Source organism: Clostridium sp. USBA 49, assembly GCF_900167505.1.
Lineage (GTDB): Bacteria > Bacillota > Clostridia > Clostridiales > Clostridiaceae > Clostridium_AT > Clostridium_AT prolinivorans.
On record NZ_FUYD01000018.1, the window covers coordinates 1 to 20,954 of the forward strand.

A 20,954-nucleotide genomic window follows, 5' to 3' on the forward strand; every position below is an offset into this window, starting at 1 on the left:
TGATATCCCTCCCCATAGAAGGATACCAAATTCATGTACAAAATTGTACATTTTTATTTTCCACTTTTTGTGCATTTTTATTTTATCATTTACATTAAAAACAAGAAAGGTATATTGCCTGTAATCGAACGTGAACAAAAAAGCGCATAGGCAGGGGGTAATACCATGAGTATCAGCAAGTTTAACGCGGAAGGATATTACGACCCCACACCTTATGAAGCATTGCTTAGGATTGAGCGAGAGGCCAGGAAAGCGCCTTACAGACCGATGGTATTTATCTGCAGCCCATATGCTGGTGATATAGAACGTAATATCCGTAAGGCTCAGGGGTACTGCCGCTTTGCAGTGAGCAGGAATTGCATACCTATTGCTCCGCACCTCTTGTTTCCGCAGTTTATGGACGACGATGATGAACAAATGCGAAATCTGGGATTGTTCTTTGGCATGGTGCTGATGTCAAAATGTTCGGAAGTGTGGGTATTTGGCAGAAAGATTACTAAAGGAATGTCCATTGAGATTGAAAAGGCAAAACAGCGCAGCATTCCGATTCGGTATTTTAATGAACGATGCGAGGAGGTGCAGTGTAAGTGAGCATCTCATTCCCTAAAGAATTAGCAAACCGGAAGCAATGGATCTGCTGGCGTCTGGAACCAAACACAAAGGACGGAAGAGACAGTAAAATCCCTTACAATCCCTTAACCGGTAGAAAAGCCTCAAGCACTAACCCAAACGACTGGTCGACCCTTGACGATGCGATTGCGGCAAAAGAACAATATCTCTATACCGGATTAGGTTTTGTATTCGCAAAAAGCGGAGGTTTAGTAGGGATAGACATAGATCACTGCCGCGACAAAAACACTGGGGAATTAAGCGATACCGCCAAGGATATCCTTGAGCGGTTTCCGTCCTATACGGAAATCAGCCCTTCAGGAACTGGGCTTCATATTTTCTATAAAGGGGAGATGCCTGCCAAGGGCAATAAAAACACTAAAACCGGCGTTGAAATGTATGCCCACAGCAGATACTTCACAATGACTGGCGAGCGACTGCCAGGGACTCCTGATTACATTGCTGAAGATAATGGAGCACTGGCCTGGATACATGAGAACTATATCAAAAGTAAAAAGCGGAAAGGGAAAAGCAGAAAAGACCGTAAAAATTTTAAGTTAGAGCCGCTTACAGACGAAGAAATTCTGGAGAAAGCCCGGACAGCCGAAAACCATAAGGAATTTGATCTGCTATGGGAAGGAAAATGGCAGGAAGCAGGGTATCCGAGCCAGTCCGAAGCCGACCTTGCTCTTTGCTGTATGCTGGCTTTCTGGTCAGGCAAAAACAAAGAGCAGATGGACAGGCTGTTTAGAAATTCCGGGTTATTCCGGGAAAAGTGGGATACGGTACATCATGCAAGTGGAGCAACATATGGGCAGGAGACACTGGATAAGGCCATTGAAGTTACAGAGAACGTATACAGCCGCGAAAGCGAGTCAGTTATCTTTGAACATGAGGGCAGGTATTACCGCACCAGAGGCGAAAGTGTGTATCCTATAACAAACTTTATCATTCAACCGTTGGAGATGATTGTATCAGAAGATGAAACGCAGATGACTGCTGATCTTATTACAATTCGTGATGAAATATACCGCCAGACATTTATGACTACCGACTTCAATAACATCCAAAAATTTAAAAATATCTTGAACCGCCGGACGATATCCTTAGGCTATTTTGGCTCAGAAGGAGATTTGGAACTGCTGAAAGGTTATATATCTGAAATGGAGTGGGTAAGGAAAACAGGGGTCAAGGCTCTTGGGATTTATGAGCATGGCGGGCGGATGGTATATGTTTCAACGGATGGTGCCATTGAAGCCGGAGGCAACATTGTTGAAGATATCGTGCAGCTTGATAAGTATAAAAGCATAACAACCGATATCCTAACCTTTGAGCCATTGACAAAGAAACAGCTTATTATGCTTGGTGAATGGCTCCTCAGCTATAACGAACCCATAAAAACGGTATCAGTAATGGCCTGGGTGGCCGGGTGCTTTATCAAACCGCATCTAAAAAAATCAGGTATCAAGTTTCCTCATTTATTGCTTGTCGGAGAACAAGGCAGCGGAAAAAGTAATACATTGGAGCGGGTTATTCTGCCGGTATTTTCGTGCAGTAAAATCCGCGCGGCTACACAGGTTACTGCATTTACACTGATGAAGGAATCTGCATCATCGAATCTGATACCACAGTTGATGGATGAGTTCAAGCCTTCAAAGATAGATAAGTTAAGGCTAAATGCCTTATACAACCATCTTCGAGATGCATATGACGGCCATGAAGGTGTCCGCGGTAGGGCGGATCAAAGTGCTGTTACTTATGAACTGTTGGCGCCTATTATTGTAGCTGGTGAGGAATCGCCGGATGAAGCGGCCATCAGAGAACGGAGCATAGAATTGCTATTCAGCAAGAAGGACTTAAAACCAGCCAGCCATAGACAAGCATTTTATAAGCTGTGTGCAAAAGCGGATCTGCTTGGCAGCTTCGGTCGGAGCCTGCTGGATATAGCACTCAGAGTATCGGTTGCTGAGGCAGAGAAGTGGTATGAGGAAGCAAAGTCAGAGATATCTGATGAGTTTCCATCTCGTATCGTCAATAATCTCGCCTGTTGCTATGCCGGATTGAGCCTAGTAAACAAACTGTGTGAATTCCTTAATGTAACGTGGGCTGAAGTATTTCCCATTAACAAAGGGGCATGTATTCGATATCTTCAAAACGGTGTGCAGGAGTACTTGCTGGATGGCGGCAGCAATAACAAGACCATTGTAGAACAGACCCTGGAAATCATGGCCCGGATGAAACTGGCTCCGAATCAAGACTACACTTTTGATAAAGATGGCAAGGTTATCGGGATTCGTTTCTGCGATGTATATGACCGCTATACCAAGTATAGGCGCGATTATGCAGTCACAGGGGAATGCCTTCCATATAACCAGTTTCTGAAGCAATTGAGGCAAAGTGACTTTTTTATAGAGAGCAATAAAACGATGCGTTTCGGGAACGAAACTAAGAAAGCGTGGGCTCTTGATTTTTCGATATTGAAAGAGCGATGCGATGTGAGCGGCTTTGAGATCACAGATATTGAGCCTCTTTAACCTCAAAAAAGGTAACAAGGTAACAAAAAGGTAACACCCGAAACGCTGATGAATAGCCACTTGTTACCTATGTTACCTTTGTTACCTCAACTTTATATATACGCGCGAGAGATGAAATTATTTTTTGAAAAATAAAAATAAAAAAATATAAATATTTGTGTATACACCTACCCCAAAAAGAGGTAACAAGGTAACAAAATCCTGAAAAGCGCTTGGGAAGCGGATTTATGAGATGCCCTTCTTGGATGTTACGAGGTTATAAGAGGGAAAAAGGTAACATTTTTGGAGGATAAGCGGTTATGTCTGAAAAGAGTATTGTGACTAAAGTACTGCGGTACTTAAAGACAGTACCGGGGTGTTTCTGTTGGAAGGAACATGGTGGTATGTACGGGACAGCGGGGATACCAGACATTATTGCCTGTGTAAATGGACGGTTTTTAGCTTTTGAAATAAAAACCCCATCGGGAAAGACAACAAAACTGCAGGAAGCAACTATAAGGAAAATCCTCAATGCCGGAGGTGTGGCAGCGGTTGTCCATTCGGTAGATGAGGTGAAGGCTATTCTGGAAAAGCATGGCCTTCTATAAAGAACGAAGACATAACGAACAAGGAAACAAGCACTGCAAAGCAACGAAAAAAAGCACACTGCTTCAAAGATCAAGGTTTTTTATCTTGATTTTTTGGAGGTGCGATATGCTGATTGCATGGCAGTATTTAGATAAAAAAGCGGCTGCTGTTGAAGCTTTGAAAGATTACAGCAGCATGCAGTACATTATCGAACACAGTGATGAGGATATATATGAAATTGAAACCCGTATGACAAGCCCTCACAGTGCAAAGATTACCGGAGTTCCGGGCAAACACAATCCCAAAAGCGGCGAAGAACGCCTTGCTGCTTGCCTTGACGAGATTGATGTGTTGAAAGAACGTTACAGACGAGCATTAGAATATATGGAGTGGTTCAAGCCTGCTTGGGAAGCCCTGTCGGAGGAAGAACAGTTTATACTGACAGAATTTTTTGTTAATGATGTGAGCAAGACAGAAGCTGTAGCAAACATCGGAGAGAAGCTGTTTCTTGAAAGAGCACAGGTGTACCGCAGGAAAGACAAGGCACTTAATCATCTGGCACTGCTTTTATACGGGAAGTAGTTTAAGATAACATTAGCTGCATGTTAAATAGGAAACCCACTTAGATAGAACGAACTACCTAAGTGGGTATTTTTAATGGCCTACTGTATTGCGCTTAATATAAGCTCGTAGGATCTGTTATCTTTAGTATACATATTTTAATGTAAAAATCAATAAAATAAAAATGCACTAATTGATGCATAAATCTTGACAAAAGGCATATAATATAGTATCATTGTATCACCAAAGAGGTGATGCAATGAATCAGCACTATAATCAGAATTATACCTGGGAACAGATTGATGAGATTTTGGCAATGATACATGACTGTATTAGAGAGGGCAGATTCATTATATCAAAAAATGAGAATAGACAAGAAAACATAGATTTTATAAATGAATATAATCTAAACAGCAGAAGGCAAAAGGAGATTTTACTGAAAATAAAAACAGAAGATTTTTGCCATTCATTGCAAAATACGAAAGTAGGATTTGAACATGAGGTTTTATATGTATTTTGTCCCCAGGTTATGTTATTTAATTTTGATGGCATCGAGGAGTTAGTTGATATATATACGAAATTTAATCTAATTGATAGTGAAAGTGGAAAACGAGTGGTTGTTATATCGTTTCATAAGCGAAACAAGCCGATTGATTATCTTTTTCGATGATCAATCAGAAAATTAGAGAGTTTGAAAGGAGGCCACCTTATGAATAGGAATAAGACATTTTGCGAGGAATGCAGAAGAGATGTCGAATACATGGTAGAAACAGCAACAATTAAGGGTAAACTTAAAGGCGAAGAATATGAGTATACTGGAAAGAAGGCTGTTTGTACGGAATGTGGGAGCGAAGTCTATGTAGCGGATATAGAGGACGAAAATCTAAAGGCTTTGTATGACACGTACCGTCAAAAAAACGGCATTATTTCGCTGGAGAAGATATTAGAAATACCTCAGAAATACAATATTGGCAAACGTCCGCTATCATTGCTTTTAGGTTGGGGAGAAATGACTTTTTCGAGATATTGTGAAGGTGATATGCCTACAAAACAGTATTCAGATATTCTTCAAAAGATTTATGATGATCCCGCGTATTATAAAGAATTACTGGAGAAAAATAAGGACAATTTAAAATCTCTGCAGGCATATGAAAAAAGTAAGCGGAAGGTACAGGAACTGCTTGGGGAAGAAAACAAAACGGGTTCAAAGCTGGACTCAATTATCCAATATCTGCTTTATAAATGCGAGGACATAACTCCTTTAGCTTTACAAAAGGCGCTATATTATGTACAGGGTTTTTATTATGCTTTTGAAGGACGGTTTCTTTTTGAAGAAGACTGTGAGGCATGGGTTCATGGACCGGTTTACAGAGATATATATAACAGGTATTCATCTTATCGGTTTGACCCCATTGAGAGTGTTGAAGCTTTCGATGAATCAGTTTTTACAACTGCTGAAAAAGCGATATTGGATAGCGTTATTAAGAACTTCTGCTGTTATAGCGGAAAAACGCTAGAGAAGTTTACGCATCTGGAGGAACCATGGCGGCATACTAGAGACGGTTTGCCGGTGGATGCGCATTCTAATCGTGTAATACCCAAAGAATTGATCGGGAAATATTTTGTAGCTGTAAAAGAAAAATTCAACATGCTTACTCCTGGAGATATAGAAGTATATTCGAAAGCTATCTTTGAACAAATAAACTAATATTTTTAGCTTCCTTTAAGGTGAGATTTTCATGAGATGAAAAACACAGATATCCAATATATAATGATATCGTGAAAAAATGACATTAAAACGCATAAGCCCTTCGGGGCTTTTTTTATGCCATAAAACAGGAGTGAGGAAAGATGTACGATAATTGTTTTGGCAGTAACGGAAGGAATGGCTGCAATATCCTGACTGTACACAAGTGCTTGCAAGATAAATGTTCCTTCTATAAAAGCACCAAGGAGTTAGAGGAAGATAGGAAAAAGGCTTATCTTTTGCTTGCAGCTTTACCACCCGATATGCAGCGGTATATCTCCGATAAGTATTATAACGGTAAGATGCCATGGTCAAATAGCAAATGTGTTGTTCAATATTCCAGATGAGATTTTTATGAGATGAAATTCATTATAAATCCAAATATAATGGTATTGTGAAAAGTTATGAATAAGCCTTCATGGGATGAACCTGTGAGGGCTTTTTTTATACCCGTAAAGGAGGTGGCCAGATGCCAAGAAAACCAAAAAGGCCTTGCTCCTTTCCCGGCTGTCCTGAACTGACGGACGGAAGGTACTGCGACATGCATCAAAGGCAAGTGGATGCTTATTACAACAAATACGAACGAGATCCCCAAACAAGAAAACGCTATGGCCGGAGATGGAAACGCATCAGGGACAGATATATCTCAGAGCATCCGCTTTGCGAGGAGTGCCAAAAGTACGGAAGGCTTACACCAGCCGAAGAGGTACATCATATTATCCCTTTATCCAAAGGCGGAACCAATGCAGACAATAACCTTATGAGCCTGTGCAAGAAATGTCACTCATCGCTCACTGCTCGCGAAGGAGAACGATGGGCAAGACGGTAGGGGGGGTCAAAATCTCTGGTGAATCAGTTTTGTGCAACGGGCGGGGGGTCACGCGCGAAAAATCGCAGTTTCAAACGGGGTATATCCCCTGTTTATTTTTACATGAATCGAGGTGATGTGTATGGCAAAGGACGGTACCAACCGCGGCGGGGCACGTATCGGTGCAGGACAGAAGAAAAAGCCTCTGGCGGATAAGATTTTGGAAGGAAACCCCGGCAGACGAAAGCTCATGGTAATGGAGTTTACGGATGCTGCGGAACTGGAAGGAGAGAGCATGCCGCCACCGAGGGATTATCTTGCTGCAAAGCAGAAGAACGGAAAAACAACACTGGCGGTGGAAATATACGAAAAAACATGGCAGTGGCTTAAGGAACGCAGGTGTGTTCACCTTATCCCTGCGCAGCTTATAGAGCAATATGCCCAGAGTGTGGCGCGGTGGATCCAGTGCGAGGAATGTATCACTGAATTTGGCTTTCTTGCTAAGCATCCGACCACTGGCAATGCCATCCCGTCACCTTATGTGGCTATGAGTCAAAGCTTCATGAAACAGGCCAATAACCTGTGGTATCAAATTTATCAAGTCGTGCGGGAAAACTGTGCTACCGAATACAAGGGGGCCACTCCCCACGATGATGTGATGGAAAAACTCCTGACAGCCAGGAGGGGTGGCTGATGCATAAAACAAATTCAATTTTTCTTAGGGAACTAAGAAAATATAAAGACCATTTAACGAAGCAGCAGTTTAAGACCCTGCGGGGACAAATAATAAACGGAGATTGTGAGGGCGCAAAAAAGGGTCTTAAGAAAATATTGAACAGGAGAATGCAGCATGAACATACAAAAAATATCTGTTGAAAAACTTAATCCAGCAGCATACAATCCGCGCAAGGATTTAAAACCTGGCGATAAGGAATATGAAAAGCTAAAACGGTCAATAGAGGAATTTGGCTATGTGGAGCCTGTTATCTGGAACCAAAAAACAGGTAATGTGGTAGGAGGGCATCAACGCTTAAAGGTTTTGCTGGACTTGGGACAGACAGAGATAGATTGCGTCGTTGTAGATCTTGACCTGCAGAGAGAAAAAGCGCTTAATCTTGCTCTTAATAAGATTCAGGGAGAGTGGGACGAGAATAAACTGGCTGAACTGATGGCTGAGTTGGACGCAGGTGCTTTTGATGTTTCGCTTACAGGGTTTGACGCTTCTGAAATAGACGAACTGCTTAACCGATGGTACTCCAAAGAGGCGATACAAGACAGCTTTGACATAGATAAAGCGCATGAGGAAATTGTGCAGCGCGAGCCTGTAACGAAGCGGGGCGATATCTGGCTTCTAGGGAATCATCGCTTGATGTGCGGCGACTCTACTAAGGATGAGGATTTTGAGAAGTTGATGGAAGGGTGTCACGCACAGATGGCAGTGACTTCCCCTCCATATGGGGTAGGCAAAGAATATGAAAAGGCCGGGATTGAACCATGGTTCGAGACAGTACGCCCAGTGATTAGAAACCTGTGCAGGTATGCAGATATTGTCTGCTGGAACTTAGGTGATCTCTATGCCACCGGCTCTCAGTTTATTGAACCCACCAGTGTTTACAGTGTGAACATGTTTTTGGAAAACGGTTACCGCCCTATCTGGATCCGCATTTGGAAGAAGCAAGGGCAAAATTTCGGCGTAGGACCCTATCATCTTGTTTCAAACAAGCCGGTTCAGCAGTATGAGTATATTTCAGCCTTCAGCAATAAAGGAGAAGTTGAGGAATATAACGATCAGGAATATGTATGGCTTTCAGCCTTTGCGGGACACAGTTATAAATTTGTGAAACGGCTTACAAAGGAAGAACGCAAGAAATGGGGTTATGCTGGGATATGGGAGATGACCACTGTACGGGCAAACAAGGAGCATCCTGCAATGTTCCCTGTGGAGCTTCCATGGCGGTGCATCAAAATGCACAGCGACAAAGGCGGTATTGTGCTTGAGCCGTTCTCTGGTAGCGGAACTACTATAATTGCGGCTGAACAGACCGAGCGTAAATGCTACGCAATGGAGTTATCCCCTGTTTACTGTGATTTAGCTGTTAAGCGCTGGGAGGAATTCACCGGTGAAAAAGCCATCAAACTGGAGGGTTAAGATTTATGGATATACTGAAAATACCAACAGAAAAATTAAAACCTTCGAAATATAACCCGCGGAAAGATTTAAAGCCTGGTGACCCTGAATATGAAAAATTACGTCGGTCTATTGAAGAGTTTGGATATGTAGAGCCGGTTATATGGAATAAACGCACCGGGAATATTGTCGGCGGACATCAGCGTTATAAAGTACTTACAGCTTTGGGGTATAAGGAGATCGACTGTGTTGTAGTTGATTTGGATGAACAGCGGGAAAAGGCGCTCAATGTCGCACTGAATAAAATCAGTGGCGAGTTTGATATTCCGCTTTTGACCGATCTGCTTATGGATTTAAATGAAGATGGTTTTGACGTTTCTCTTACCGGGTTTGATGCTTCGGAAATTGATGAGTTGTTCCGTGATAAAACAACCGCTAGTGTCAAAGAAGATAATTTCGATACAGAAAAGGCAATTGCAGAGATTAAAACTCCGGTTACCAAAAAGGGCGACATATGGGTACTTGGCAGCCACCGTCTGATGTGCGGTGATAGCACCATGCTTTCAGATGTGCAAAAGCTGATGAACGGACAAAAGGCGAGATTTGTTTTCACCGACCCACCCTGGAATGTTGATTACGGTTCAGATACCAGGCATCCAAGCTGGAAGCCAAGACAAATTCTAAATGACAATATGAGCACCGAAGAATTCGGCGCTTTTTTATTGCGCGCTTTTAAATGCATGAAAGAGGTTTCTGAAGCCGGATGCATGACCTATGTGGTAATGAGTGCTCAGGAATGGGGCAGTTTGATGAACGTCATGCGGGAGGCAGGGTATCACTGGTCGAGCACAATTATATGGAAAAAAGACAGCTTGGTACTATCAAGAAAGGACTATCATACCCAGTACGAGCCGATCTGGTACGGTTGGCTTGAAGGAACACGCCTTTGCCCGCTTAAAGACCGTAAACAGTCAGATGTTTGGGAGATACCCCGTCCTAAAGTATCGGAGGAGCACCCTACCATGAAGCCGGTATCGCTTGTAGCAAAGGCAATGCTCAATAGTTCCCATATTGGAGATTTAACTCTTGACCTGTTCGGTGGTTCTGGTACGACAATGATTGCGGCACAGCAGACCGGGCGGGTTTGTTTTATGATGGAGCTTGACTCGAAATACTGCGATGTGATTGTAAAGCGCTATGTTTCACAATTTGGCGCAGATTCAGTATTCTTGGTAACAGGTAGTAGAAAAATACCTTACGCGGAAACACAGATTGCTTAAAAATGTCCTTGCTTTCCCCTCAAAACAGAGCGTTAATGTACCCCACCAAAAAGGAAAGGTGGGATTTTTTATGGGAATCAGAAATGGTTTAGCTTATTTGAGGGGAGGTGAACGGCATGAGCAATAATAGCTTTCGCTTTTCACAGAAGGTTGTCGGTCAGGAGAGGAAAGCCATTGCCACAGTCATTGCTGAAGCTCTTGAAGGCGGGGTGCGCTATGCCGGAGCACCGGAGTTTTTGTATGAGATTAAAGACGAAAAATCTGCTGGCAGTTGGACGATTGACAGGGACAGTGTGGTTCACTCACCGAAAATCAGTCTTGATGAAATCAAAAGCATCCGTCCCGTTATTGACGCGCTGAATATGGCGGGCTTATCTGCAGAGGGAACCATGACAATTACTCTTTCGTTGGAGGGCTTTGGCGAGACAAGCCTTGAAAACCTTAGAAATATGCTGGCCAGCAAAGAGACGTTGATAAAGAAGGCAATGTTGATTGAGGGGGAACTTGTAGTCTTAGCTGAAAATGATGAGATTTCCTTCCCTTTCTGGAACGCGACTTTAAATGCTGATGAAGTGCAGACCTATATAACGCTGGCAAAGCAGATGGCAGAACAGGCAAAATTACAGAAGCGAGTACTACGAAAAGAAAAACCAACAGATAATGAAAAATATGCTTTTCGCTGTTTCCTGCTTAGGTTGGGGTTTATAGGTGATAACTTCAAAACTGAACGCAAGGTGTTGCTTTCAAGGCTGTCCGGTAACGGGGCGTATCGGAAAGGCAGAGCAAAGGCGGTGGACGAAAATGAATAATTTTCATAGCACCGCCTTCTTTGTCAAGCATCCGTTTAGAATAGAGGATTTAAAAGTGCCGCATCGGTATGAGACGAGAAAACGATTTGTAGTTGTAAAAACTATCGAGCTATCAAAGATTGATTATGATAACTTCGTTGCCGACCTATGTGTTGATCGCATTTTCATTGAGGAAAATAAAGGGCTTTGTCATGTTAATGAGAATGGAGTGTGGCGTTGCCTGCTGGTTAAGCAGCGGGGACGGTCTGATGGAGTGTTGGTAATGCCGGATGGTAGAGATTACCCAAAGTATGCCGCATATTATCCTGGAGAGGAGGACGAACTATGAGTGCAAGAGGCTTCCCTTCAAAAGAAACAGTCCTTCGCATTAAAGAGCAGTATCCGCCGGGTACACGTGTTGAGCTTATCTGCATGGATGATCCGTATTCTAAGCTGAAACCGGGAGACCAAGGAACAGTATCTTTCGTGGATGATATCGGAACTGTTCATATCAACTGGGACTGCGGTTCTTCTTTGGGTGCAGCCTATGGTATAGATGTGATCAGAAAGCTGTAAATGTACACAATTCAAGATGTGTAAAATTGTTCAAAATCCAGTGGAAACTCACGCAGAATTGCCTTGCTATCCTGTGTTTTCAATGGCCTAATGTACACTGCCAAAGGGCAAAAACACAGAGAAAGCGAGGAGAAAGCGCAATGCTTACAACGAGATTTGGAATCGAGGTAGAATTAACAGGGATTACAAGGAAGCAGGCGGCCAAAACTGCAGCAGCTTTTCTTGGCGGGAGGATTGAATCCAGCGGAGATTATTACGATACCCAAAAGGTTATTGCGCCGGACGGACGGGTATGGAAATTCATGAGTGACGGGAGCATCCGGACTCAGAAAAAGGAGCGCGGTCGGATTGAAGCAGCAGGACGGGAATACAGTGTTGAGCTGGTAAGCCCGATACTGACATACCGCGAGGATATTGAAACCCTGCAAGAATTGATAAGGAGGCTCCGCAAGGCGGGAGGTTTTGCAAACACAAGCTGCGGAATCCATATCCATATAGACGGGGCAAACCACACGCCGCGCAGCATCCGCAATTTTATCAATATAATCGCCAGCAAGAATGATCTTTTCTATAAGGCATTGCAGATTGCACCGGACAGGATGCGGTTTTGCAAAAAGATGGATGCAGCACTGGTTGAGAAGATGAACCGGCGTAAGCCCAAAACCATGGCGGCGATTGAGAGCATCTGGTACGAAGGTTACAGCGAAAGCCGAAGCACCCATTACCATAATAGCAGATACCACTTTTTGAACCTGCACAGCTTTTTTAATGGCAATGGGACAATTGAGCTTCGAGGCTTTAACAGCGAACTTCATGCGGGAAAAATTAGAAGCTACATAGTGCTTGCCCTTGCGTTAAACCATCAGGCGTTAACGCAAAAATGCGCTTCCAGCAAGAAACCACAGGTTGAAAATGAGAAGTTTGCCATGCGGACATATCTCAACCGCATAGGACTTATTGGTGATGAGTTCAAAAACTGCCGGGAGCATCTTTGCAAACACCTTGATGGTAACGCAGCATGGCGGTTTCGGGCAGCATAGATAGACAAGCGCAGGGGTAGATCTCCGCCTCTGCCTTGGTAAATACAAGGAGGATGATACGATGAGCAAAGAAAAAGGAACCATATATTTAGCATACGGAAGCAATCTGAACTTAAGGCAGATGGCATACCGCTGCCCAACGTCAAAAGTGCTGGGGAGTGCAAAACTCACAGGATACCGGCTGTTATTCAGAGGAGGGAATGGCGGCGCAGTAGCGACAATAGAAAAACAAAAAGGTGAAAGTGTACCGGTAATGCTTTGGAGAATCATGCCTAATGATGAGAAGGCGCTGGACAGATATGAAGGTTATCCGCATCTATACCGGAAAGAAACGGTTAAGGTACGTTTCAAAGGGCAGTGGGTACCCGCAATGGTGTATATCATGAATGAAGGTAGACCTTTGGGAGCACCGGGTCGTTACTATTACGAGGTGATTCGGCAGGGCTATATAGATGCGGGTTTTGATATTTCGTTTCTCAATAAAGCGGTAAGAGATTCAATTTCAGCGGCAGAGAAGTCAGAGGTGTAGGACATGGGTAACGAGAATCTGATAACTGATAAGATTTATCGGCAGATTATAGCCATACGGGACAGCGGTGCCTGTAATATGTTTGACTTGCCAAGAGTACAGGAAGAGGCATATAAAATGGGGTTTTATGAATTAGTAGTATTTCTTAATGAACACAAGAAAGAATATGCCGAGTTTATCCTGACAGGCAAACGATAACGGTTATAACGTAACAAGTTTCATAGAAATCCACTTTAGAGAGGAACTTCATCCATGAGGTTCCTTTTTTCTTGCTCAATTTTAGGAAAGGAGGCGGCAAAGCTGCGGAAGTTAAAACGGTATAAACCAACCAAGTTTATGGCGGAAGGTTCTCGATATGACAAGGAAGCGGCTGATGCCGCTGTTACTTTTATAAACTGCCTGAAGCATACCAAGGGTGAATGGTATGGAATGCCTTTTGAATTAATTGACTGGCAGGAACAGATTGTCCGGGATATATTCGGAATCTTGAAACCTAACGGATACAGGCAGTTTAACACTGCCTATATAGAAATTCCAAAAAAGCAGGGTAAGAGCGAACTTGCAGCGGCAATTGCTTTATATCTTACCTGTGGTGATTTCGAGCATGGTGGCGAGGTTTACGGATGTGCGTCTGATCGTCAGCAGGCATCCATTGTTTTCGATGTTGCAGTAGATATGGTGGAACAGTGTCCGGCATTAAAATCTCGAATTAAACCAATGCTGTCACAGAAGCGGCTGGTATATAAACCGTTAGGCAGTTTTTATCAGGTGCTTTCAGCGGAGGCATATACAAAACATGGCCTAAACGTCCATGGTGTGGTATTTGACGAACTTCATGCCCAGCCGAACAGGGATCTTTATGATGTAATGATTCACGGATCTGGCGATGCAAGAAAACAACCGCTGTTTTTCCTGATCACAACTGCTGGCACAGACCGCAATTCCATCTGCTGGGAAGTACATCAAAAGGCTGAGGATATTCTTCAAGGACGTAAGATAGATCCGACTTTCTACCCTGTTATCTACAGCGCAGCCGATACCGATGACTGGACAAGTGAAAAGGTATGGAGAAAGGTTAACCCGTCACTGGGCATTACAGTCGACATCGAAAAATTGAGGGTGGCTTGTGAAAATGCCAAGCAAAATCCTGCAGAGGAAAATTTATTCCGTCAGCTCCGCTTAAATCAGTGGGTGAAACAATCGGTGCGCTGGATGCCAATGGATAAATGGGATAAGTGTGCGTTTCCTGTTGATGCAGAAAAATTGCGCGGCAGAACCTGTTACGGAGGACTTGACCTGTCATCTACTACCGATATTACCGCCTTTGTGCTGGTGTTTCCACCGCTTGATGAATCGGATAAATATCAGATTCTACCTTTTTTCTGGATACCGGAGGAGAATATTGATCAGCGTGTGCGGAGAGATCATGTGCCTTATGATGTCTGGGAGAGGCAAGGCTTTTTATATACCACTGAGGGTAACGTCGTGCATTATGGCTTTATCGAAACCTTTATTGAGGAACTCGGAATGAAATATAACATTAAGGAAATAGCCTTTGACCGCTGGGGCGCAATTCAGATGACGCAAAACCTCGAGGCTTTGGGGTTTACGGTTGTTCCATTCGGTCAGGGTTTCAAGGATATGTCGCCGCCTACAAAAGAGTTGATGAAGCTGACATTGGAAGAACGCATCGCCCATGGTGGTAATCCAGTACTGCGGTGGATGATGGACAATATCTATGTCAAAACCGATCCCGCCGGAAACATTAAGCCGGATAAAGAAAAATCCACCGAGAGAATAGATGGTACGGTAGCGTTAATTATGGCGCTTGACCGCGCGTTAAGGCATGACGGGGATGAACGCAACGGATCAATTTATGATGAAAGGGGGCTGTTGATTATATGAGTGTATTTTCCCGTTTGTTCAAAGCAAGGGATAAGCCGAAAAACAGCCTGTTCGGTAATGCATATAGCTTTTTCTTCGGCGGCACATCCAGCGGAAAAGCTGTCAATGAGCGGACTGCTATGCAGACAACTGCAGTGTATGCCTGTGTAAGGATACTTGCAGAAGCCATCGCCGGGCTTCCGCTTCATGTGTACCGCTATAAAGAAGACGGTGGCAAAGAAAAAGCGTTGACCCACCCGCTCTATTATTTACTCCATGACGAACCAAACCCTGAGATGACTTCATTCGTGTTCCGAGAAACACTGATGAGTCATCTTCTTTTATGGGGAAATGCTTACGCTCAAATTATTAGGGACGGTTCCGGACGAGTGCTGGCGCTTTATCCACTTTTGCCAAACAAAATGACGGTAGACAGGGCTCCAAACGGAGAACTGTTTTACACTTATCGGCGCGACAGCGATGAGAGCAGGGTTAATCCAAAAGCAGGCCTTATATACCTACGAAGTGATGAGGTTCTTCACATCCCCGGACTCGGTTTTGACGGACTGATCGGATACTCCCCTATTGCTATGGCCAAGAACGCCATAGGCATGGCTATTGCCTGTGAAGAGTATGGTGCATCCTTTTTTGCCAACGGTGCAAATCCGGGTGGTGTTCTGGAACATCCCGGTGTACTAAAGGATCCGGCAAAGGTGCGTGAAAGCTGGAACGCTGTTTATCAAGGAAGTGCCAATGCTCACCGCATTGCAGTTCTGGAAGAGGGTATGAAGTTTCAGCCAATCGGCATTCCACCCGAACAGGCACAGTTTTTGGAGACAAGAAAGTTCCAGATAAACGAAATTGCCCGGATATTCCGAGTACCTCCCCATATGGTTGGAGATCTCGAAAAGTCAAGCTTTTCAAACATCGAACAGCAGTCTCTGGAATTTGTTAAATACACGCTTGACCCGTGGGTGGTGCGTTGGGAACAGGCTCTCCAAAAAGCGCTGCTTTTACCATCAGAGAAGCGGGCATACTTTGTCAAATTCAATGTAGATGGCCTTCTGCGTGGTGATTATGCAAGCCGAATGAATGGCTATGCAGTAGCTCGCCAGAACGGCTGGATGTCTGCTAACGATATCCGCGAGCTTGAGGACATGAACCGGATTCCGGCGGAGTTGGGCGGAGATCTGTATCTTGTTAACGGTAACATGACCAGGCTTGCCGATGCAGGTGCCTTTGCAGGCAAAAACAATGCTGAAACGGAGGGATCAAAAGTTGAGCAAATCGCAAAAACCAAAACCGGTTCGCCGCTTCTGGAACTGGATACAAAACGATGATGGCAGCCGGACATTATATATTGACGGCCCAATAGCTGAAGAAAGCTGGCTGGGAGACGAAGTAACTCCCAAGCAGTTCAAATCAGAGCTGTTGTCCGGAGAGGGTGATATAACGATCTGGATCAACAGCCCTGGCGGAGATATATTTGCAGCTAATCAAATTTACAACATGCTTATGGATTACAAAGGCAAAGTGACGGTAAAGATTGACGGTATTGCAGCCAGCGCCGCTTCGGTCATAGCTATGGCCGGAGGTGACGTCTTTATGTCACCAGTCAGCATGATGATGATTCACAACCCTATGACAATAGCCATCGGTGATACAGAAGAAATGGAGAAAGCTATCGCAATGCTGGAAGAAATAAAGGAATCCATCATCAACGCTTATGAGCTGAAAACCGGGCTTTCCAGGGCAAAAATATCGCACCTAATGGATGCAGAAAGCTGGTTTAACGCAAGAAAAGCGGTGGAACTTGGCTTTGCCGATGGAATCTTGTTTATGGAGGATGAATCATTCCCATCCGAATTTGAAGTATCAGGAGGAATGATCTTCAGCAGGCAGGCAGTAACAAATTCCATCCTGCAAAAGCTTAAACCAAAAGAGAAACCAAAAGGAACACCAATTGAGTCGCTTGAAAAGCGGCTTTTTCTACTTTTACCCCACTAAATCTGCGATTTAGCGGGGACCCCAAATAAAACCGTAAGGAGGATTTGATTATGAGCAAAATACTGGAACTGCGTGAAAAACGCGCTAAAGTATGGGAAGCTGCTAAAGCTTTCCTCGACAGCAAACGCGGGAACGACGGACTGCTTTCACCGGAGGATACCGCGACTTATGAAAAAATGGAAGCCGACGTTATTGCGCTGGGCAAAGAAATAGAGCGTCTTGAACGTCAGGCTGCCATAGATTTGGAACTGTCAAAACCGTTGAATATTCCTATTACAGACAAACCCACTTCCATATCTGGCAACAGTGAAAAAACCGGACGTGCCAGCGATGAGTATAGGCAGTCTTTCTGGAACATGATGCGCGGCAGGCGCAAATATGACGTACACAACGCGCTGCAGATTGGAGAGGACACCGAAGGTGGATATCTTGTTCCCGACGACTTTGAGCGTACTCTTGTGGAAGCACTGGAGGAGGAGAATATCTTTAGGCAGATTGCCAATGTTATTACCACGTCCAGCGGTGACAAGAAAATTCCTGTGGTGGCAAGCAAGGGTACTGCATCCTGGGTGGATGAGGAAGGCCAGATTCCCGAAAGCGATGACTCCTTTGCACAGGTATCCATCGGCGCATATAAGCTGGCTACTATGATCAAGGTGTCAGAGGAATTGTTAAACGATAGTGTATTCAACCTTGAGCAGTATATAGCCAAAGAATTCGCCCGCCGAATCGGAGCAAAAGAGGAGGAAGCATTTTTTATCGGTGACGGATCTGGCAAGCCAACCGGTATCTTGGCAGATAACGGCGGTGGCGAGATAGGAGTAACTGCGGCGAGTGCAACAGCCATTACCCTTGACGAGATCATGGACTTGTTCTACAGCCTAAAGTCTCCGTACCGCAGGAACGCTGTATTCATTATGAATGATTCGACAATTAAAGCTATAAGGAAGCTCAAAGACAACAACGGTCAGTATCTCTGGCAGCCTTCTGTAACTGCTGGAACACCGGATACTATCCTCAATCGTCCAGTTAAAACTTCTGCATTTATGCCAGCCATTGCCGCCGGAGCAAAAACGATTGTATTCGGCGATTTTTCTTATTACTGGGTGGCAGACCGTCAAGGCAGGGTTTTTAAGCGGCTTAATGAGTTGTATGCTGCGACCGGACAAGTTGGATTCATGGCAACCCAGCGTGTAGATGGCAAGCTGGTACTGGCTGAAGCAGTCAAGATACTGCAGCAGAAATCAACTTAATGAAAACGGAGGTGCTGCGGCATGGAACTTTTGGAGAAGGTTAAAGCAAACCTCATATTGCAGCACAGCGAAGATGACGCACTTTTACAAGAGTATATCAAAGCCGCAGTGGCCTATGCGGAAAGTTACCAGAAAAAGCCGGAAGGATATTATACCGAAAACCCCATGCCGCCTACTACTGAGCAGGCTGTCATTATGCTGTCGAGTCATTTTTATGAAAGCAGGGATGGCTCGACGGCTGGCTTTTTTGGGGATAGTGTGCAGGCTGGACAGCAGGTATGGAATACAGTTAATCTATTGCTGCGGCTCGACCGGGATTGGAAGGTGTAAATATGGGCCTTGGGAAAATGAAAACTTTCGTGGACATTATCTCAGTCAAGCCGGTTAAGGATAGTGAGGGTTTTACTGAAAAAGGTGATGTCATTCTTGCTTCGGTAAGGGCATACAAGGAAGATAGGCATGGCAGTGAAAAATGGGCAAACAGGGCGGCGTTTTCGCAGGCGTCTGCCCTGTTCCGCTTCCGTAGGATACCTAACCTGGAAGTTACCACAGATCTTGTACTCGTTTGCAGCGATGGCAGGTACAACATTATAAGTGTTGAGGATGTAAAAGGACGTGGAATGTATATTGAGGTGCTTGCGGAAAAGGTGAAATCAAGCAAAGCATAAAAGGAGGGGCTGCAACGTGGCTAAGGTGGAAGTTAAAATGCCGGAACAGTTCTTGCTCAAGTTATCCAGACTTGGAGAAAGAACAGACGAAATCATACCTAAGGTGCTGGAAGCAGGCGGGGAAGTGGTTCTTTCAAAAGTAAAGTCCAATCTTCAGTCAGTTATCGGGAGCGGCACTAAATATCCGTCCAGAGCAACCGGTGAATTGGTAAATGCTTTGGGACTTTCTCCTGCCAAACAGGACAGGGATGGAAACCACAACATAAAAATCGGCTTTACTGAACCAAGGAAGGATGGGGAAAGCAATGCGAAGATTGCTAATATTATTGAGTACGGCAAGTCCGGGCAGCCTCCAAGGCCCTTTTTGAAACCGGCAAAATCAGCTACAAGGAAGTCCTGCATCGAAGTAATGAAGTCAAGACTGGAACAGGAGCTGGGTCGTATATGAGCATATTGTCAGAATTAAACTCGTTATTGGATGGTTTGGGTATCCCCATTGAAACCGGGGTATTTAGCGGTGTACCGCCAGATGAGTACCTTGTCATTACTCCTATGACAGATACATTTGAAGTTTTTGCAGACAACCGGCCTCAGGTAGAAACCCAGGAGGTAAGGTTGTCTTTATTTATAAAGGGAAACTACACTGTACGTAAAAACGAAATAGTGAACACATTGCTCCAAGCGGGCTTTACCATTACCGACAGGCGGTATATAGGCCATGAGGACGATACCGGCTATCACCACTATGCCATTGATGTGGCAAAAGAGTATGAAGTAAAGGAGGAATGAAAAACATGGCCACAATCGGACTGGACAGGTTATATTATGCCAAAATAACCGAGAATGAAAACGGAGAAGAGACATACGACACGCCTGTTCCGCTGGCTAAGGCTATTACGGCAGAACTTTCTGTGGAGCTGGCAGAGGCGACACTTTATGCCGATGACGGGGCGGCAGAAGTGGTCAAGGAATTTCAAAGCGGTACCCTGACTCTTGGTGTTGCAGATATCGGAGTAGACGCTGCTGAGGTTTTGACGGGAGCCACCCTTGATGACAATAAGGTGCTGATTTCTGCCAGTGAGGATGGTGGCGCTCCTGTGGCAATCGGCTTTAGGGCCAAGAAAGCTAACGGCAAGTACAGGTATTTTTGGCTTTATAGGGTAAAATTCGGCATCCCGGCGACAAATCTGCAGACGAAGGGCGACAGCATTACCTTTTCGACACCCACCATTGAAGGGACAGTCATGAGACGTAACAAACCAGATGGCCAGGGAAAGCACCCTTGGAAGGCAGAGGTCAGCGAAGACGATCCCGGTGTATCGCCTGAAACTATTACCGGCTGGTATACGGAAGTTTATGAGCCGGTATTTGCTGTGGGAGGAGGCAGTGAATGATGCAGGATAATGACAGAAGCGCGACTATCAAAATCGGTGATGAAGAATATCAGCTTATACTAACCACTAAAGCGACAAAGGAGATTGCAAAAAGATATGGCGGTCTTGAAAAACTCGGCACAAAAATGATGAAAACCGAGAACTTCGAGATGGCTCTTGACGAAGTGGTATGGCTGATTACACTGCTGGCTAACCAGAGCATTTTGATACACAACCTCAAAAATCAGGATAAGCGTGAACTCCTGACTGAAGAGACAGTGGAACTTATCACATCTCCCTTGGAACTGGCAGCATATAAAGACGCTATCATGGAGGCAATGTTCAAGGGAACCAAAAGAAATGTTGAAAGTGAAGATGATTTAAAAAACACACCGGCCGAGTGAGCGATGAGGAATTGTTCACTCGGCTTTTATATTACGGCACTGTTCAGCTTAATCGTTCAGAGGAAGAAGTATGGCTCATGCCAATTGGATACCTGCTTGATTTATGGGAGTGCCATAGACAGTTTTTAGGACTGTCTAAACCGAAGCGTATGATGACCATTGATGATGTGATACCTTATGGAATTTAAAATTTTGCAG

General features: G+C 44.4%; 27 protein-coding genes. All 27 read left to right on the forward strand.

Features of this window, described 5'->3' with window-relative positions; genetic code table 11:
* Positions 1 to 165: 165 nt before the first annotated feature.
* The 27 genes from B5D11_RS11730 (at position 166) to B5D11_RS13045 (ending at position 20,944) form a co-directional block, all read left to right on the forward strand.
* Positions 166 to 591: a DUF7768 domain-containing protein gene (locus B5D11_RS11730; protein ID WP_004400050.1), complete on the forward strand. Its 426-nt coding sequence runs from the start codon at positions 166 to 168 to the stop codon at positions 589 to 591.
* Positions 588 to 3,143: a phage NrS-1 polymerase family protein gene (locus B5D11_RS11735; RefSeq protein WP_078683217.1), complete on the forward strand. Its 2,556-nt coding sequence runs from the start codon at positions 588 to 590 to the stop codon at positions 3,141 to 3,143. The genes B5D11_RS11730 and B5D11_RS11735 overlap by 4 nt, the downstream gene beginning before the upstream one ends.
* Before the next feature lie 299 nt (positions 3,144 to 3,442).
* On the forward strand, positions 3,443 to 3,730 hold the full coding sequence (locus tag B5D11_RS11740) for a VRR-NUC domain-containing protein (RefSeq protein WP_078683218.1): 288 nt from the start codon (positions 3,443 to 3,445) through the stop codon (positions 3,728 to 3,730).
* Positions 3,731 to 3,836: 106 nt separating this feature from the next.
* Entirely contained in the window at positions 3,837 to 4,292 is a 456-nt protein-coding gene (locus B5D11_RS11745; RefSeq protein ID WP_011838164.1) for a hypothetical protein, read from the forward strand.
* A 238-nt stretch (positions 4,293 to 4,530) separates the two neighbouring features.
* Positions 4,531 to 4,941, forward strand: coding sequence for a hypothetical protein (locus B5D11_RS11750; RefSeq protein WP_078683219.1), 411 nt, complete (start codon positions 4,531 to 4,533; stop codon positions 4,939 to 4,941).
* Between the two features lie 39 nt (positions 4,942 to 4,980).
* Positions 4,981 to 5,979: a type II TA system antitoxin MqsA family protein gene (locus B5D11_RS11755; protein WP_078683220.1), complete on the forward strand. Its 999-nt coding sequence runs from the start codon at positions 4,981 to 4,983 to the stop codon at positions 5,977 to 5,979.
* Between the two features lie 508 nt (positions 5,980 to 6,487).
* On the forward strand, positions 6,488 to 6,847 hold the full coding sequence (locus B5D11_RS11765) for an HNH endonuclease (RefSeq protein ID WP_078683222.1): 360 nt from the start codon (positions 6,488 to 6,490) through the stop codon (positions 6,845 to 6,847).
* A gap of 121 nt (positions 6,848 to 6,968) precedes the next feature.
* Complete coding sequence (locus B5D11_RS11770) at positions 6,969 to 7,520, forward strand: P27 family phage terminase small subunit (protein WP_003515999.1); 552 nt, start codon at positions 6,969 to 6,971, stop codon at positions 7,518 to 7,520.
* A 156-nt stretch (positions 7,521 to 7,676) separates the two neighbouring features.
* The gene (locus B5D11_RS11780) at positions 7,677 to 8,975 is read left to right on the forward strand and encodes a site-specific DNA-methyltransferase (protein WP_058258374.1); all 1,299 of its coding nucleotides are present in this window, start codon (positions 7,677 to 7,679) and stop codon (positions 8,973 to 8,975) included.
* Positions 8,976 to 8,980: 5 nt separating this feature from the next.
* Complete coding sequence (locus B5D11_RS11785) at positions 8,981 to 10,234, forward strand: site-specific DNA-methyltransferase (RefSeq protein WP_078683224.1); 1,254 nt, start codon at positions 8,981 to 8,983, stop codon at positions 10,232 to 10,234.
* Positions 10,235 to 10,350: 116 nt separating this feature from the next.
* Positions 10,351 to 11,043: a virulence factor gene (locus B5D11_RS11790; RefSeq protein ID WP_078683225.1), complete on the forward strand. Its 693-nt coding sequence runs from the start codon at positions 10,351 to 10,353 to the stop codon at positions 11,041 to 11,043.
* Positions 11,036 to 11,371 (forward strand): DUF6329 domain-containing protein, encoded by a 336-nt coding sequence (locus B5D11_RS11795; protein ID WP_013782363.1) that lies wholly within the window; start codon positions 11,036 to 11,038, stop codon positions 11,369 to 11,371. The genes B5D11_RS11790 and B5D11_RS11795 overlap by 8 nt, the downstream gene beginning before the upstream one ends.
* Positions 11,368 to 11,598 carry a DUF4314 domain-containing protein gene (locus B5D11_RS11800; protein WP_078683226.1) on the forward strand — a complete coding sequence of 77 codons (231 nt, stop codon included), beginning with the start codon at positions 11,368 to 11,370 and terminating at the stop codon, positions 11,596 to 11,598. The genes B5D11_RS11795 and B5D11_RS11800 overlap by 4 nt, the downstream gene beginning before the upstream one ends.
* Positions 11,599 to 11,738: 140 nt before the next feature.
* Positions 11,739 to 12,638 (forward strand): amidoligase family protein, encoded by a 900-nt coding sequence (locus B5D11_RS11805; RefSeq protein WP_078683227.1) that lies wholly within the window; start codon positions 11,739 to 11,741, stop codon positions 12,636 to 12,638.
* Between the two features lie 61 nt (positions 12,639 to 12,699).
* On the forward strand, positions 12,700 to 13,167 hold the full coding sequence (locus B5D11_RS11810) for a gamma-glutamylcyclotransferase family protein (RefSeq protein ID WP_078683228.1): 468 nt from the start codon (positions 12,700 to 12,702) through the stop codon (positions 13,165 to 13,167).
* Between the two features lie 3 nt (positions 13,168 to 13,170).
* The gene (locus B5D11_RS11815) at positions 13,171 to 13,365 is read left to right on the forward strand and encodes a DUF5049 domain-containing protein (RefSeq protein ID WP_014256686.1); all 195 of its coding nucleotides are present in this window, start codon (positions 13,171 to 13,173) and stop codon (positions 13,363 to 13,365) included.
* Positions 13,366 to 13,419: 54 nt separating this feature from the next.
* A complete protein-coding gene (locus B5D11_RS11820; protein ID WP_078683229.1) occupies positions 13,420 to 15,072 on the forward strand; it encodes a terminase large subunit in 1,653 nt (550 codons plus the stop codon).
* Complete coding sequence (locus B5D11_RS11825) at positions 15,069 to 16,391, forward strand: phage portal protein (RefSeq protein WP_078683230.1); 1,323 nt, start codon at positions 15,069 to 15,071, stop codon at positions 16,389 to 16,391. The genes B5D11_RS11820 and B5D11_RS11825 overlap by 4 nt, the downstream gene beginning before the upstream one ends.
* Positions 16,330 to 17,058: a head maturation protease, ClpP-related gene (locus B5D11_RS11830; RefSeq protein ID WP_078683231.1), complete on the forward strand. Its 729-nt coding sequence runs from the start codon at positions 16,330 to 16,332 to the stop codon at positions 17,056 to 17,058. The genes B5D11_RS11825 and B5D11_RS11830 overlap by 62 nt, the downstream gene beginning before the upstream one ends.
* Before the next feature lie 50 nt (positions 17,059 to 17,108).
* The gene (locus B5D11_RS11835) at positions 17,109 to 18,311 is read left to right on the forward strand and encodes a phage major capsid protein (RefSeq protein WP_078683232.1); all 1,203 of its coding nucleotides are present in this window, start codon (positions 17,109 to 17,111) and stop codon (positions 18,309 to 18,311) included.
* A 21-nt stretch (positions 18,312 to 18,332) separates the two neighbouring features.
* Positions 18,333 to 18,641 (forward strand): head-tail connector protein, encoded by a 309-nt coding sequence (locus tag B5D11_RS11840; protein ID WP_028992639.1) that lies wholly within the window; start codon positions 18,333 to 18,335, stop codon positions 18,639 to 18,641.
* A gap of 2 nt (positions 18,642 to 18,643) precedes the next feature.
* The gene (locus tag B5D11_RS11845) at positions 18,644 to 18,979 is read left to right on the forward strand and encodes a head-tail adaptor protein (protein WP_028992640.1); all 336 of its coding nucleotides are present in this window, start codon (positions 18,644 to 18,646) and stop codon (positions 18,977 to 18,979) included.
* A gap of 16 nt (positions 18,980 to 18,995) precedes the next feature.
* The gene (locus B5D11_RS11850) at positions 18,996 to 19,427 is read left to right on the forward strand and encodes an HK97 gp10 family phage protein (RefSeq protein ID WP_004400081.1); all 432 of its coding nucleotides are present in this window, start codon (positions 18,996 to 18,998) and stop codon (positions 19,425 to 19,427) included.
* Positions 19,424 to 19,768, forward strand: coding sequence for a hypothetical protein (locus B5D11_RS11855; protein WP_013782354.1), 345 nt, complete (start codon positions 19,424 to 19,426; stop codon positions 19,766 to 19,768). The genes B5D11_RS11850 and B5D11_RS11855 overlap by 4 nt, the downstream gene beginning before the upstream one ends.
* A 5-nt stretch (positions 19,769 to 19,773) precedes the next feature.
* Positions 19,774 to 20,373, forward strand: a complete 600-nt coding sequence (locus tag B5D11_RS11860; RefSeq protein ID WP_013782353.1) for a major tail protein — start codon at positions 19,774 to 19,776, stop codon at positions 20,371 to 20,373.
* Positions 20,373 to 20,756, forward strand: a complete 384-nt coding sequence (locus B5D11_RS11865) for a hypothetical protein (RefSeq protein WP_078683240.1) — start codon at positions 20,373 to 20,375, stop codon at positions 20,754 to 20,756. Before B5D11_RS11860 ends, B5D11_RS11865 begins: the two co-directional genes overlap by 1 nt.
* On the forward strand, positions 20,753 to 20,944 hold the full coding sequence (locus tag B5D11_RS13045; protein WP_078683233.1) for a hypothetical protein: 192 nt from the start codon (positions 20,753 to 20,755) through the stop codon (positions 20,942 to 20,944). Before B5D11_RS11865 ends, B5D11_RS13045 begins: the two co-directional genes overlap by 4 nt.
* Positions 20,945 to 20,954: the final 10 nt, after the last annotated feature.